We start from the raw sequence: 14,459 nt of genomic DNA on the forward strand, positions 1-14,459 counted from the left end.
TTTTAGTTTTTTTTTAAAACCAAAAGGATTTATATTTGCAATCTGAAAAATTAAAACTAGTGTCTAATTTACTGATAATTAAATAATTTTAAAAGCAATGACAAAGGCTGATATTGTAAACGAAGTTTCGAAAAACACTGGAATTGAGAAGGTTACAGTACAGAAGACTGTTGAAGCCTTCATGGAAACCGTAAAAGGCAACCTGGTGAAGGGTAAAAATGTTTATCTGAGAGGTTTCGGAAGTTTCATCATCAAGAAAAGAGCAGAGAAAACTGCCCGTAACATTTCTAAAAACACAACCATTATTATCCCTGAGCACTTCATCCCTTCTTTCAAGCCCTCAAAGAGCTTTGTTACCAAGGTGAAGAATAACGTGAAGTAAAGGAAGAATTTTAATTTAAAACCTATTGCGATGCCAAGTGGTAAAAAGAGAAAAAGGCATAAGATGGCCACTCATAAGAGGAAAAAAAGACTAAGAAAAAACAGACATAAGAAGAAGAAATAGTCTGTTCTGAAAAAAACTTTAAAGAACAAACAGGACAATGTCTGTTTGTTCTTTTCGTTTAAGAATTAACGTTCTTTGAAATTTTATTAATTAATTTATTTTATAGTGAGTGCAGAACTATACGTTGATGTAGCTCCTAAAGAACTTACTATTGCTCTACTTGAGGACCGCAAATTGGCGGAACTAAGAAAAGAGCAAAGTAATGTTCAGTTTGCCGTTGGCGACATTTATCTTGGAAAAGTTAAGAAAATCATGCCAGGATTAAATGCAGCATTTGTTGATGTAGGGTACGAAAAAGATGCCTTTTTACACTATCTTGATCTTGGACCACAATTTCGAACCCTTCAAAAATATGTAAGCCAGCTAAAGACTAAAAAAGGAGCCGCTGCATTGCACAAGCTAAAGCCGGATGAGGACATAAATAAAAACGGAACGATCTCAGAAGTATTAAACCCGGGACAAGAGGTTTTAGTTCAGGTTGCCAAAGAGCCAATTTCGACCAAAGGGCCCCGACTGACCTCCGAAATATCCATCGCAGGCCGTAACCTGATTCTGATACCATTCTCCGACAGGGTTTCGGTAAGCCAAAAAATTCAGCGCCCGGAAGAGCGCAATCGCTTAAAGCGATTACTTTTGAGCATCAAACCAAAGAATTATGGAGTAATAGTTCGTACCGTAGCTGAAGATAAGCGCGTTGCTGAACTTGATAAGGAGTTGCGTACCTTGGTGAAACGTTGGGAAGAGTCCGCTCTCAAACTTAAAGAAACCAAAGCACCAGGATTGGTTGTTGGAGAGATTGGAAGAACTACAGCCTTTTTAAGAGACTTGTTTAACCCGACATTTCATTCCATATATGTTAATAATCAAGATGTATATCGCGAAATCCGCGACTATATAGAATTAATTGCTCCCGGACGTGAAAAAATTGTTAAATTCCACAATGGCAATGTTCCTATTTTTGACCAATATGGAATTGAAAAACAGATAAAAGCGTCCTTTGGGAAAACCGTATCATTTAGAAGCGGTGCATATCTGATTATTGAACATACAGAAGCTCTTCACGTCATTGACGTAAACAGCGGAAATCGTTCCAAATCGGCATCCAACCAGGAGAGCAATGCTCTGGATGTAAACCTGGCCGCTGCCGAAGAGATAGCACGTCAACTCAGACTCCGGGACATGGGCGGAATCATCGTGGTGGATTTTATTGATATGCAGGATAACGAACATCGTCAAAAGGTGTTTGAAAAAATGAAAGAAGCCATGGCTTCTGACAGAACCAAGCATAACATACTACCTCTCAGCAAATTTGGCCTGATGCAAATTACCCGCCAACGCGTCAGACCAGAAATGCATATTGACACCGAGGAGAAATGCCCCTCATGTCTGGGTACCGGATCCATTAGTCCATCGGTGCTGTTTGATGACAAAATAGAGCAAAGTGTCCGGCTAGCTGTGCAACAGCAAAATTTAAAGAAATTGACCCTGTGGGTACACCCATATCTGTTTGCCTATTTAAAAAGAGGTTTTCCTTCAAAAGTATTGAAGTGGAGACTAAAATATGGGTTTGGATTAAAGGTGTTGCCTTCTGATTCTATGGCATTTTTAGAGTTCAAGATCACTGATCATAAAAATCAAAAAGCCGGTCTCAAATGAGACCGGCTTTTTTTTTACATGCCGTTAACATTTCACAGATAAGGCTCTGTCGAAATGATAAATAAGAAATAATACTTCCACCTTCAAGATGTCATATCTTACAATTTTATATAAACTTTATCATCTCTCATTCCTCAATAAACTAAGAAATAAATTATATTTGAGATGAACAAACTGATAAAAATGACGATTTAATAGTCAGGAAACATTTGTAAAAGTCAGCTATGCGGATACTCTCAATACTCCATTCAAATGGGTTAACTTTCCCCCTTGAAAACCCCGTACTGATTTTTTCGGTCATCCTGTTTATTATACTTTTTGCTCCTTTGGTTTTAAACCTTCTGAAGGTTCCCCATCTTATAGGACTGATCATTGCCGGGGCAATTGTTGGCCCCAATGGCATAAATTTACTGATGCGCGACAGCAGCGTGGAACTTTTTGGCACTGTAGGCCTATTGTACATCATGTTCTTGGCCGGAATGGAAATTGACCTGGCCGATTTTCGAAAAAATAGTCGCAAAAGCATCATTTTTGGGATGTACACCTTCATCATCCCCATGGTATTAGGAATCTTTTCTGGTATTTATTTATTGGGGTTTAACCTAACAACATCCATACTACTTGCCAGTATGTTTGCTTCGCATACTCTGGTTGCCTACCCTGTAATAAGCCAGTATGGTATAAGCCGTAACAGGGTGGTTGGTATTACACTTGGCGGAACCATGATTACAGATACCCTTGCCCTACTAGTTTTGGCAGTTATTGTAGGGATGACCAGAGGTGAAATGGGTCCCGGTTTTTGGCTGGAGCTATCCATTTCCATGGCCTTGTTTATTGCAGCTGTCGCGATACTGGTTCCAATATTGGGTCGTTGGTTTTTTAAGCGATATGGGGATAAAGTTTCGCAATACATTTTTGTACTGGGGGTGGTGTTTGTTTCAGCTTATTTGGCTGAATTAGCAGGAGTTGAAGCCATAATCGGAGCGTTTTTGGCTGGGCTGGCACTCAACAGACTGGTGCCAAACACTTCGCCCTTAATGAATCGCATTGAATTTGTGGGTAATGCTCTTTTTATTCCTTTTTTTCTAATTGGGGTTGGAATGCTAATTGATTTTCGCGTTCTTATAAACAATTTCGAAGCCATATTGGTAGCCATTGTGATGACCGTTGCAGCTACCGTATCTAAGTTTATCGCTGCCTACATTACACAAAAAACTTTCAGGTTTACAATTGATGAACGTCGAGTAATTTTTGGCCTTAGCAATGCACAGGCAGCAGCTACGCTTGCTGCTGTTCTGGTAGGTTACAATGTAATTCTTGGGGAAACCGAGGCCGGAGACCCCATCAGACTTCTGAATGAAAACGTACTCAATGGAGCCATATTAATGATTCTGGTTACCTGTACCATCGCCTCATTTGTAGCTCAAAAAGGCGCACAAAACATTGCCCGGCAATCCGCAGGAACAGACGACGATGAAAAGAAAGAGAAACCCGGCAAAGAGAAACTACTCGTTACAATAAGCCACCCCGACACCATAGAAGAGTTGGTAAATCTGGCCATTACCATAAAAAGCAAAAATAATGGAGATCTTTATGGTTTAAATGTTGTTTCCCAAGAGGGCTTCGATCCGGTGAAAGAACGGGAAGCCAGGAAGACATTACAACGGGCCGCAAATGTAGCCGCTGCAACAGATAAACACATGCATGAGTTGCTCAGGTATGATCTTAACGTGGTAAACGGCATCACCAACGTAGTTAAAGAACAAAAAATCACAGATATTTTTATGGGACTGCATCAAAAAAGCAAAATTGCCGGATCAATTTTGGGTAGTATTACCGAAGGGTTGCTTTCAACATGCCACGCCACCATATTTATTTATCGCATTTCACAACCACTCTCGACCATAAAGCGTCATTTGGTAATTGTTCCGCCTGATGCCGAAAAAGAACCTGGCTTTGCATTCTGGATTATGAGAATCTGGAAACTGGCAGACAATACCGGTGTAAAACTAATTTTTTACGGACAAGAATCAACTCTTAAGGTCATCGCCAAACTTCATAAAAAACATCCGGTATCTGCAGACTTTAAAATATTTCACGATTACGATGACATTCTTGTGATACTGGCCGAGGCAGGAGAAGATGATAACGTGGTGGTAGTCATGAGTCGCAAAAATGCCGTTTCTTATCAAGGCATTATGGCAAGAATTCCAAAATACCTGAAGAAATATTTAAAGAGAAATAGTTTCATAATGATTTATCCAAGGCAGCATGGATTTAAAGAAGCCGTGCTGAACGATTTTGGAAATCCTGAAAAACTGGATTTCTTAAGTGAAAACATTGAACGATTGGATACTTTAATTGATAGTATTTCGAAAATGTTGAGAAAGAACTAATCTAAAGAAACATTTCACACATCTCATTAAACCTCTTCAATTGCTGTTCTCCATACCGAGCCATTCCTTTTCGGACTTTATCGAGAGATTTTTCCTTGGTTAAGTTGTTCCCTTTTGAATAAAACTTATCGGCAAAACAGATTATTTTTTCTTCAATGGATTCTGGGAGCATATCAACATGAGGAAGAGGAAGATTTTGCAATTTGATTTCTTCAGCAGATAAACCAGATCCTGTGTGATGCTCACAGATATTTGCCAACCTCAGAAGTCCGTGCCCCCTTAAAATCTGCCCACCAATGACTCCATGACGAATATAGGGATGTTCACCAAAACAATGTATTTCCGGAGCATAAGTCTCCACAATCCCGATATCGTGTAGCATACAACCCTCTCTTAGTAGAATCTCGTCAGCTTCCAGCTCAGGATGCTCAGAAGCGATCTTCAGCGCCCTTTCCATAACCATCAGGCTATGTGTTTCAAGGATATTTCTTGCCTTCTTTTTCCGGGGATAATATTTGTCGATAATCAGTTCTACCATCATTCACAATGATACGAAAAAGAAACGGTTAAAGTTTGTAATGCTTTGATTTTTTTAAAGACTTTTTTGTCTTTTTATATTGCAGTCTTGTCTCAAATAAGTACATTTGCAACATTAAAGACTTTTTTATCCTCAATTAAAACAGAATAGTTATGACAATTTTAGATCAAACAATTGGGAAACTGGTAGCAGACAATTACAAAACAGCGGATGTCTTCCTGAAAAACGGTATCGACTTTTGCTGCGGAGGTAACATCTCCATAGAAGAGGCTGCCAAAAAAAACAATGTAAATACTAATAAACTGGTGAATGAACTTGAAACTGCCATAGCCAGTCGCGATGTGGAATCAGATCTCATAAACAGGCTGAGTCCTGCAGAACTAATTGACCACATCATTGAGCATCACCACACATTTGTGCGCGAAAACCTGGAAACCATCCCTCCCTACCTTGCAAAACTTGCAGATGTACATGGTGCAAATCACCACGAATTAATAGAAATTGAGCATCTGTTTGGGGAGGCAATCACAGCTTTTAAAAAACATTTAAAAGATGAAGAAGAGATCTTATTCCCGTACGTAAAAGAACTGGCAGATGCTTTGAATACAGGTCAGCTTCCGGAAAAGAGCAACTTCAAATCCATCGAAGATGTCATTGAAAACATGCACGATGAACATGATGGGGAAGGAGAAAGATTTCGAACTATTTCGAAACTAACAAATAACTACACCCTTCCTCCGGATGGTTGCAACACGTATCGTGTTGGTTTAGAAAAACTAAAAGCATTCGAAAAAGACCTACACCGGCATGTGCATCTTGAAAACAACATCCTGTTTCCAAAAGCACTAGAAATGGAGAAAAAATTAATAAATTAGAGGCAAAATAATCATCATGTTATCGAAAGCCTCAGAATATGCCATAAGAGCGTTGGTTTACATAGCCATTAAAAACCGGGACGCCATGCGTCCCGGTTATCGTGAAATATCCCGGGAGATTGAAGCTCCCGAACAATTCACGGCAAAAATTCTGCAAACCTGTGTTCGAAAAAAACTTCTACTATCAGTTCGCGGAAGAGGCGGTGGCTTTTTTTTCGATCCAGAAAGCAAGCCTCTCTCCCTAATAGAAATCATTAATGCCATTGAAGGAATGACCCTTTTTACTCGTTGTGGAATCGGGTTAAGCAGATGCTCCGACACTGCACCCTGTCCTATTCATAAAGAATACGCCGTAATAAGAGACCGATATCAACAGCTGACAACCAACACCACCATAGATGATTTGGCTGATAAAATTATATCGGGTGAAGGGGTGTTGAATAGAATTACCATGGAATAAAACAGCTATGCAATTATACAATCGGTCAATTATTTCTTTTTCATTTAAAATTCTAACAACTCTTTTCGTACTTTTGCATAATGTGCAAAAAATAAGGTAATCACCTAATCCTAATATGATGGCATTTTTAGAAGCAAAAGACGTAGTAAAGCAATATGCCGGACATCTGGCATTGGATCATGTATCGGTTTCTGTTCCGGAAAACACAATATTTGGCCTTCTAGGGCCAAATGGAGCTGGCAAAACCACGCTGATTCGCATCATTAATCAAATTACGGGGCCTGACAGTGGCTCCATCCTCATCAACAACAAACCACTTAAAAGCAGCGACATAGCAAGAATAGGTTATCTGCCTGAAGAGAGGGGTTTGTATAAAAAGATGAAGGTTGGAGAACAAGCTCTCTACTTAGCCCAATTAAAAGATCTCTCCCGCCGGGACGCTTTAAAGAAACTCAAATACTGGTTTGAAAAATTTGAGATTCAGGCGTGGTGGGACAAAAAAGTAGAGGAACTATCCAAAGGGATGCAACAAAAGGTTCAATTCATCGTGACCATCCTGCATAACCCCCAACTTCTTATTTTTGATGAGCCATTCAGTGGTTTCGATCCAATCAATGCAAGTCTTTTGAAAGATGAAATTCTGAATCTGAAGAAAGAGGGAGCTACCATTATTTTTTCTACCCACAACATGAGTTCAGTAGAGGCTCTTTGCGACCACATCACACTCATAAACAACGGAAAATCCATTTTGAACGGCGCTGTTCACGATATTCGCTACCAATATCGAGAGAATCTCATAAAACTTGAATACTCCGGAGATACAGAGAAACTTAAGGAGACCATCAACAAATCCTATGAGATCATCGAAAGCGGTCCCTCCAACGGGTTCAGCTCTCTGCTGGTAAAAATGGATGAAGGAAATAACATGAACCAACTGCTGAAACTGGTGATAAACGACTGTGAAATACATAGTTGCAAGGAGGTTTTACCCGGCATGGATGACGTATTTATTAAAGTTGTGAACGAAAACAAATAACCCAACCAAAGCCATGAACAAAACAATACTAATTCTACAAAGAGAATACCTTACCAGGGTAAGAAAAAAGAGCTTCATCATCATGACCATTCTGGGTCCTTTGCTCTTTGCAGCCATGTTTGTCATTCCGGGGTGGATAGCATCCATTGAAGATCGTGATGAACGGCAAATAGCCATCATTGACTACACAGGGCTATACGAAGGTCGCATTGATGATACCGAAAGGTTGAAATTCGAATATCTGCCGGTAAATAAAGAGAGTGAACTTAGAAGCAATTTTTCGACATCAGGATACTATGCCTTTCTTTTAATTGAAGACGATCTCTTGAAAAAGTCAGACGCCATCAGACTTTTTTCTGACGGACAAATCACCATGGATGTAAGAGATCACATAACACGGAATCTCCGAGAGTTTCTCAGAAATGAGAAACTCCGCACATACGAAATGGATGGTCTTCATGAGATCATTGCTGAGGTAAACGATGTACGAGTAAACATTTCCACCCTAAAACTTGGAGAGGACGGCACCGAAAAACATACATCAACAGAAATCGCAATGATTGTAAGTATATTTTTCGCGTTCCTCACCTATTTGTTTGTATTTATTTATGGGACACAGGTGCTTCGTGGGGTGATGGAAGAAAAGAGCAACCGCATTGTTGAAGTCATCATTTCATCGGTTAAGCCATTTCAGCTAATGCTGGGAAAAATTGGTGGAATTGCATTGGTAGCACTAACCCAGTTTCTTTTATGGGTAGCATTAACCGCTATAATTCTTTTTGGTGTAAAAGCTCTGTTCTTTTCAGATTCTCCTATGCCATCCAGAATGGATGGCATAGAGATGACCAGTACAGAGCATCCTGTCGGAGCAGAAATGGAGAACATCGAATCTGCATTTGCATTCGATCAAATCATGGAATCCATCAACACCATCAACCCGGTTAATACCTTGTTGTTGTTTTTGTTTTACTTTATTGGCGGATACTTGCTTTACGCAGCACTTTTTGCTGCCATTGGTGCAGCCATCGATAACGAAACAGATTCACAGCAATTCATGCTGCCCATTACCATCCCCATTATAATTGCTTTATGGGTAGCCATGGCAGGATTCAGAAATCCTCACAGCGACCTGGTTTTTTGGTTTTCGATGATACCGCTTACATCACCCATTGTGATGATGTCAAGGGTTCCATTCGATGTTCCGGGATGGGAAATTGCCTTATCAATGGTGTTACTTGTGGCAGGTTTTCTGTTTGCCACATGGTTTGCAGCACGAATTTATCGCACCGGCATATTGATGTATGGTAAAAAAGTAGATTACAAGGAACTATGGAAATGGTTTAAATATTCTACAAAATAAACATTCCCCCTCTATAAAGGTTAAACTCAAAGTTATTTTTATAACTTTGAGTTTATCAATTTATAAAAGAAGTTCAAAGATCAGCCATAAGAAGGAGGCAGTTAAGTATGGAAAAAACAAGAGTTGCTATAATTGACTTGGGTACCAACACCTTTAATCTTCTTATTACAGAGGTAGATAAAAATTCGTACCGAGTTTTAACAGAGTCCAAATATCCTGTAAAACTTGGAGAAGGGGGGATTCACAAAGCAACCATCACTCCCGAAGCAATGAAAAGAGGAGTTGAAGCATTGACTTCACACCTGATAGCCATCTCGGAATACCAGGTGGAGAGCATTTTTTGTTTTGCAACTTCGGCCATCAGAAGTGCAACCAATGGAGCTGATTTTGTTCGACGCGTTAAGCAGGAGTTGGGACTTACAATTCGCGTAATCCCGGGAGACGAGGAGGCACAAACAATTTTTGACGGAGTAAAGCAAGTTGTACCACTGGCCAATTACTACACACTCATCATGGATATTGGCGGCGGCAGTGTTGAGTTTATTATTGCCAACAAAAACGGGATAGCCTGGAAAGAGAGTTATAATGTTGGTGTGGCCAGGCTTTTAGAGCAATTTACTCCTTCCGATCCAATCACCTCCGACCAAGTTAAAAGCATTGAAAAACATCTGTCGTCAAAACTGGAGTCATTATTAAACGCAGTTAAACAGTTTCCAATATTCAAGGTGGTAGGATCTTCAGGTTCTTTCGACACGTTAGCAGCAATTATAGCTAATCGCGAGTTCCCACTTCTGGATTTGTCAAAAATTACCACCTTCAAAATTCATGAACAATTTTTGAAAGATATCCATCAAACCCTGATAACCACCAACGCCGACGAGCGTAGAATAATACCGGGTATGGATAGAGACAGAGTGGATAACATTGTACCTGCCAGCATCATTGTTCAGTGGGTACTGGGAAAAATAAAACATCAGGAAGTATGGCAATGCTCGTTTGCTTTAAAAGAAGGAGCCATTCTACAAATAATCAACAGTGAGTTGTAAAAATTATATTTCAAATTATACCACATCATTTCTTAAACAGATGTATGCACATCTGTTATTCGAATTCCGCCAGGAATTTCGAATGTAACGATCAATAAAAACATCTTATGTCCAAAATATTAGTAATTGATGATCAGAAGAGTATCAGAAACACGTTAAAAGAGATACTGGAATACGAAAACAACGAAGTTGATTTGGCAGAAAATGGGCCACAGGGGTTGGAACTGTTTGACAACAACAAATACGACATCATACTATGCGATATAAAAATGCCGGAAATGGATGGCATTGAAGTATTGCAAAAAGTCATGGAAAAAAGTCAGGAAACTCCCATGATAATGATTTCAGGACATGGGAACATTGATACGGCCGTGGATGCCATCAAAAAAGGAGCTTACGATTTTATTGAAAAACCCCTCGATTTAAACCGATTGCTTGTAACCATAAGAAATGCAGTTGAAAGAAAAGATCTGGTAACAGAAACCAAAGTTTTACGAAGAAAGGTTAGTAAAACCTTCGAAATGGTTGGTGAGTCAGAACCCATCAGACAGGTAAAGGAGATGATCGACAAAGTGGCGCCAACCGATGCCAGGGTGCTCATAACAGGCAGCAACGGAACCGGAAAAGAATTGGTGGCAAGATGGCTTCACGAGAAAAGCAATCGTGCACAGGAGCCCTTTGTAGAGGTAAACTGCGCAGCAATTCCATCTGAACTCATCGAAAGTGAACTTTTTGGTCACGAAAAAGGAGCATTTACCTCAGCAGTAAAACAGCGTAAAGGAAAATTTGAACAGGCACATGGTGGCACCATCTTTTTGGATGAAATCGGAGACATGAGTCTGGCTGCTCAGGCAAAAGTATTAAGAGCATTACAGGAGAATGTGATCTCGAGAGTAGGAAGTGATAAAGATATAAAGGTAGATGTTAGAGTTTTGGCAGCTACCAATAAAAATCTACAGGAAGAGATCAGGCAGGGAAATTTCAGGGAAGATCTTTTTCATCGATTAAGCGTTATCATTATTCATGTTCCGGCGCTAAATGAACGAAAAGAAGACATCCCGCTGCTTACTGAACACTTTAACACACTCATTTCAGAAGAGTTGGGAGTTGCCAAAAGGGAGTTTGATCAATCGGCTCTGGATGCATTACAGGAAATCTCCTGGACAGGAAACATACGTGAATTCAGAAATGTAATTGAACGACTCATCATTCTTTGTAACAACACCATCACAAGCAAAGAGGTGAAGGCTTATGCTACGCCGGTTTGGTAACAAATCGGATTGGCAGTCTCACTGAAACACCTGAAAAGTTGCTCAGTATTTCATCCTAAAGGACTGGATAAATCCATTGGCAAAAACCTTACTCATCATCAGGTTTCTCTTTCGTCGCATCCGGATCAAAAAGGTAAGCACCAATCATGTATATATCATTTAACCCATTTCCGGGCCCAAGGCCTGTGCGCTTAAAATAAGAGTAATTCATTTGCCGCGAAGTACGTACATGAGGTACCCGGCGATTACTTGAAAAAAACAAGAAGCGTCCATCGGGCGAAATAGAAGGGAAATGCTCATTATCTGAACCATTGATTACCTCACCCATATTATGAGCCGGACCCCAGGTTCCGTCATCATTCCGAAATGTAATGTAAAGATCGAATCCGCCATTTCCACCGGGTCGATTTGAGGCGAAGATCATATATCGGCCATCTGGAGAAACCACCGGAGAGAAATCAGCAAAATCGCTAAGTAAATGGCTTGCAACTTTTGATGGTTGGCCAAAACCACTACCATCAAAAGATGAAACATAAATATTAGTGGCCATCAAATCATAGGTGACAAGAGAACTTCCATAATCGGCATGAAAATATAACTCTCCGGTATTGGTTTTGGAAGGATGACGTTCATGACGATCCAAATTAAAAACAACCGGAATGGCTTCACCCCAATCATTTCCATCTTTTTCTACATACCAGATATTCCAAACATCGGATCTCCCGCCCTCTTCAACCGGACGGGTTGAAGAGAAATACAAACGTGTTCCGCACGCCGTAATAAAAGGATCTGTATCATTATATAATCCTGAAAATGTCACCACCTCCGGGTATCGCCAAACACTCGACTCAAAACGGATATATACAATGGCAAAAGTTTCGTTTCGATGGTTGATGGTAAAATAGAATTGATGATAATCGGGAGTAAAAACACCTCCGGTTTCATCCAAACCAGTGGAGATCAAACCAGATGCCAATAATCTGGGGATTTCCGGTGCCTCGTCAGGCAACAAAAAAGCCGAAGGATCACCATCGTAACGAATCTGCCCCTTACTTTCATTAATAAACGAGAAGAAAAACAGACAACCAGCTATAAGAAAAAACCTAATCATAATTACAAATTTCGCCCCACAAAACTTGCGAACTCAGCCATCCGGGCACATCCAAAATCAATAGTAAAGATAATAATATTTTACGACAACAAACATTCATCAAACAAAAACAGACACGATATCATCAACAAAAAATCAGCCATAATGCTGAAAAACATTAAAAAAGAGATCGTTTACAAATATTTTTTTTATACTTTCATCCCTAAATTTTAGAGATTTGGATGTTAAGCATTTCCCGTAAACGGAAATGCTGTATGGATCATAAATGAAATATATTCCTGCATCTTAAATCTCTTCTCGATCAAATCAAAGTAACCAATTAGAGTCGATAGATCATTAATGAAAAACACAATTACTTTCAAATACGATCTGATAGAGACCGGCAAAGCAGGAGGTTACTTCATTTACAAAAAGAAGAAACTCCAGTTTGAAGCCTTAAATGCCAGCAATCCGTTAGGCGACTTGCTCAAATCCATGGTCGATTTGGTTCAAACTCCGGCTCATTTATGGGGAGAGGAAAACAGCGCCGGTGTTGAATGGTATTGCGACAACTGTGTATTTACCATGGAGTTCTCATCGCTTGATGGAGAAACCATAGATTTTTCTTTAATCAGAAACACCAATGCCTTTGAAGAGAACAATCAACCCGAAGAGGTTATTGAGGGATCGATTCCATTAAAATCATTTTATCATACCATCATCAAAGAACTTGATGGGCTCATCAAACGCAAAGGTCTTCTGAACTATGCCCAGTTGTGGCAAAAAGATGAATTCCCTCTTACCTACTTTCTTATTTTGAAAAAATATCTCATAACCTGGAAAATCTGGACTGCCTCCATGGAGGAATCTGATATTCTGGAGAGTGAATTTATGATGGTGCTTAGCTAAAAAACTCATTATGGCCAGAGACAGAAAACCTCATATTGCCTTTTTCGGACGACGAAACAATGGCAAGAGCACGCTGATAAACTGTCTCACTCAACAAGACATAGCCATTGTCTCTCCCATTGCAGGTACAACCACCGACCCGGTTAAAAAATCAATGGAAATTGCAGGCGTAGGACCTGCCATTTTAATCGATACTGCCGGAATTGACGATACCGGAGAACTTGGCGAAAAACGTGTAACAAAAAGCCTGCGAATACTCGATCAAATAGATTTAGCCATCCTGATTGTAACAAATAACCAACTGGAGAACTGGGAATTTGATCTAGCTGAAAAATTCACACAAAGAGGTGTGCCGTTCATCGTGGTGCATAATAAAAAAGATATTGAGCCGGCCAGCCAAAAGACAAAAAACTCATACAAGGAAATCGGCGCCAAATTTTTTCTGGAATTTTCAGCTGGCGAAGACACTGTAGAAATCAATAATTGCATAAGAAACGCCATTCCCGAAACAGCCTGGTCTAATCCGACCCTTTTGGGCGACATCATCGCACCAAAAGATATAGTAATGCTCATTACACCCATAGATACTGAAGCACCAGAGGGGCGAATGATTTTACCCCAGGTTCAGACCATCAGGGATGTTTTGGACAATCATGCCATCAATATTGTTTTAAAAGAGAGTGAAGTTGAACATTTCCTCAGAACTACCGGCGTCAAACCAAAACTGGCTGTCACAGACAGCCAGTTGTTCGGGAAAATAGATAAAATCATTCCGAATGAAATCCTTCTAACGGGTTTTAGCATTTTACTGGCTCGTTTCAGAGGCGATTTTGAAGCTTATAAAAAAGGGACACCTTATCTTGATAAACTTCGAGATGGCGACAAAGTTCTCATTCTGGAGTCGTGCACGCATCACTCAACCTGCGATGACATTGGACGGGTGAAAATCCCCCGGTGGCTAAAAAACCACATAAAAGGGGAAATTCATTTCGATATAGTAGCCGGGTTGGACAACATTCCACAACCTATTAATCAATATGCCATCGTCATCCAATGCGGTGGCTGCATGATTACCCGTCGTCAACTGCAAAACCGACTGCGACCGGCCATCGAAGCCGACATTCCGGTCACCAATTACGGCATGGCCATTGCCTGGATGAAGGGAATTTATAATAGAGCCATGCAACCATTTAATCTTTGACGCAACCTTTTTTTGCCATTTGCATCTATATCTCAATAGATCGTTAGTCCCGAATATCTCGGGATTAGATTATTAGATATAAGTAAGCTTTTTATTTTCAACTGATTGGGCAGCAC

General features: G+C 40.0%; 13 protein-coding genes. 11 read left to right on the forward strand and 2 right to left on the reverse strand.

Going from position 1 to position 14,459, the window contains the following annotated elements; all coding sequences use genetic code 11:
• The first annotated feature begins 97 nt into the window (after window positions 1-97).
• The 3 genes from EV194_RS00515 to EV194_RS00525 all read left to right on the forward strand — a co-directional run bounded on the left by EV194_RS00515 (window position 98) and on the right by EV194_RS00525 (window position 4,557).
• Window positions 98-382 carry an HU family DNA-binding protein gene (locus tag EV194_RS00515; RefSeq protein WP_079556137.1) on the forward strand — a complete coding sequence of 95 codons (285 nt, stop codon included), beginning with the start codon at window positions 98-100 and terminating at the stop codon, window positions 380-382.
• A 228-nt stretch (window positions 383-610) separates the two neighbouring features.
• Window positions 611-2,161 carry an Rne/Rng family ribonuclease gene (locus EV194_RS00520; RefSeq protein ID WP_132431014.1) on the forward strand — a complete coding sequence of 517 codons (1,551 nt, stop codon included), beginning with the start codon at window positions 611-613 and terminating at the stop codon, window positions 2,159-2,161.
• Between the two features lie 224 nt (window positions 2,162-2,385).
• Window positions 2,386-4,557 (forward strand): cation:proton antiporter, encoded by a 2,172-nt coding sequence (locus tag EV194_RS00525; protein ID WP_132431016.1) that lies wholly within the window; start codon window positions 2,386-2,388, stop codon window positions 4,555-4,557.
• A gap of 1 nt (window position 4,558) precedes the next feature.
• Here EV194_RS00525 and EV194_RS00530 read toward each other — a convergent pair whose 3' ends face one another.
• A complete protein-coding gene (locus tag EV194_RS00530; protein ID WP_132431018.1) occupies window positions 4,559-5,098 on the reverse strand; it encodes an HD domain-containing protein in 540 nt (179 codons plus the stop codon).
• Window positions 5,099-5,247: 149 nt separating this feature from the next.
• On the opposite strand from EV194_RS00530, the gene ric reads away from it, so the two are divergent.
• From ric to EV194_RS00560, 6 genes are all read left to right on the forward strand, one after another.
• The gene (ric, locus tag EV194_RS00535) at window positions 5,248-5,970 is read left to right on the forward strand and encodes an iron-sulfur cluster repair di-iron protein (protein ID WP_132431020.1); all 723 of its coding nucleotides are present in this window, start codon (window positions 5,248-5,250) and stop codon (window positions 5,968-5,970) included.
• Between the two features lie 16 nt (window positions 5,971-5,986).
• Window positions 5,987-6,430, forward strand: a complete 444-nt coding sequence (locus EV194_RS00540) for an RrF2 family transcriptional regulator (protein ID WP_132431022.1) — start codon at window positions 5,987-5,989, stop codon at window positions 6,428-6,430.
• A 115-nt stretch (window positions 6,431-6,545) separates the two neighbouring features.
• The gene (locus EV194_RS00545; RefSeq protein WP_243699286.1) at window positions 6,546-7,466 is read left to right on the forward strand and encodes an ABC transporter ATP-binding protein; all 921 of its coding nucleotides are present in this window, start codon (window positions 6,546-6,548) and stop codon (window positions 7,464-7,466) included.
• Between the two features lie 13 nt (window positions 7,467-7,479).
• The gene (locus EV194_RS00550; RefSeq protein ID WP_132431024.1) at window positions 7,480-8,826 is read left to right on the forward strand and encodes an ABC transporter permease; all 1,347 of its coding nucleotides are present in this window, start codon (window positions 7,480-7,482) and stop codon (window positions 8,824-8,826) included.
• Window positions 8,827-8,933: 107 nt separating this feature from the next.
• Entirely contained in the window at window positions 8,934-9,872 is a 939-nt protein-coding gene (locus EV194_RS00555) for a Ppx/GppA phosphatase family protein (RefSeq protein ID WP_132431026.1), read from the forward strand.
• A gap of 107 nt (window positions 9,873-9,979) precedes the next feature.
• On the forward strand, window positions 9,980-11,143 hold the full coding sequence (locus EV194_RS00560) for a sigma-54-dependent transcriptional regulator (protein ID WP_132431028.1): 1,164 nt from the start codon (window positions 9,980-9,982) through the stop codon (window positions 11,141-11,143).
• 88 nt (window positions 11,144-11,231) lie between these two features.
• Here EV194_RS00560 and EV194_RS00565 read toward each other — a convergent pair whose 3' ends face one another.
• Window positions 11,232-12,254, reverse strand: coding sequence for a TolB family protein (locus EV194_RS00565; RefSeq protein WP_132431030.1), 1,023 nt, complete (start codon window positions 12,252-12,254; stop codon window positions 11,232-11,234).
• Window positions 12,255-12,593: 339 nt separating this feature from the next.
• On the opposite strand from EV194_RS00565, the gene EV194_RS00570 reads away from it, so the two are divergent.
• Both EV194_RS00570 and hydF read left to right on the forward strand, forming a co-directional pair.
• On the forward strand, window positions 12,594-13,142 hold the full coding sequence (locus EV194_RS00570; protein ID WP_132431032.1) for a hypothetical protein: 549 nt from the start codon (window positions 12,594-12,596) through the stop codon (window positions 13,140-13,142).
• A gap of 10 nt (window positions 13,143-13,152) precedes the next feature.
• On the forward strand, window positions 13,153-14,343 hold the full coding sequence (gene hydF / locus EV194_RS00575; RefSeq protein ID WP_132431034.1) for a [FeFe] hydrogenase H-cluster maturation GTPase HydF: 1,191 nt from the start codon (window positions 13,153-13,155) through the stop codon (window positions 14,341-14,343).
• Window positions 14,344-14,459: the final 116 nt, after the last annotated feature.

It is taken from the genome of Natronoflexus pectinivorans, assembly GCF_004345615.1.
GTDB lineage: Bacteria > Bacteroidota > Bacteroidia > Bacteroidales > Marinilabiliaceae > Natronoflexus > Natronoflexus pectinivorans.

Bases quoted from the DNA above. Each gene is read 5' to 3' on its own strand.
- EV194_RS00560 (WP_132431028.1), top strand. From the start codon at position 9,980: ATGTCCAAAATATTAGTAATTGATGATCAGAAGAGTATCAGAAACACG.
- EV194_RS00525 (WP_132431016.1), top strand. From the start codon at position 2,386: ATGCGGATACTCTCAATACTCCATTCAAATGGGTTAACTTTCCCCCTT.
- ric (WP_132431020.1), top strand. From the start codon at position 5,248: ATGACAATTTTAGATCAAACAATTGGGAAACTGGTAGCAGACAATTAC.
- EV194_RS00570 (WP_132431032.1), top strand. From the start codon at position 12,594: ATGAAAAACACAATTACTTTCAAATACGATCTGATAGAGACCGGCAAA.
- hydF (WP_132431034.1), top strand. From the start codon at position 13,153: ATGGCCAGAGACAGAAAACCTCATATTGCCTTTTTCGGACGACGAAAC.
- EV194_RS00545 (WP_243699286.1), top strand. From the start codon at position 6,546: ATGATGGCATTTTTAGAAGCAAAAGACGTAGTAAAGCAATATGCCGGA.
- EV194_RS00555 (WP_132431026.1), top strand. From the start codon at position 8,934: ATGGAAAAAACAAGAGTTGCTATAATTGACTTGGGTACCAACACCTTT.
- EV194_RS00530 (WP_132431018.1), bottom strand. From the start codon at position 5,098: ATGATGGTAGAACTGATTATCGACAAATATTATCCCCGGAAAAAGAAG.
- EV194_RS00515 (WP_079556137.1), top strand. From the start codon at position 98: ATGACAAAGGCTGATATTGTAAACGAAGTTTCGAAAAACACTGGAATT.
- EV194_RS00550 (WP_132431024.1), top strand. From the start codon at position 7,480: ATGAACAAAACAATACTAATTCTACAAAGAGAATACCTTACCAGGGTA.
- EV194_RS00565 (WP_132431030.1), bottom strand. From the start codon at position 12,254: ATGATTAGGTTTTTTCTTATAGCTGGTTGTCTGTTTTTCTTCTCGTTT.
- EV194_RS00540 (WP_132431022.1), top strand. From the start codon at position 5,987: ATGTTATCGAAAGCCTCAGAATATGCCATAAGAGCGTTGGTTTACATA.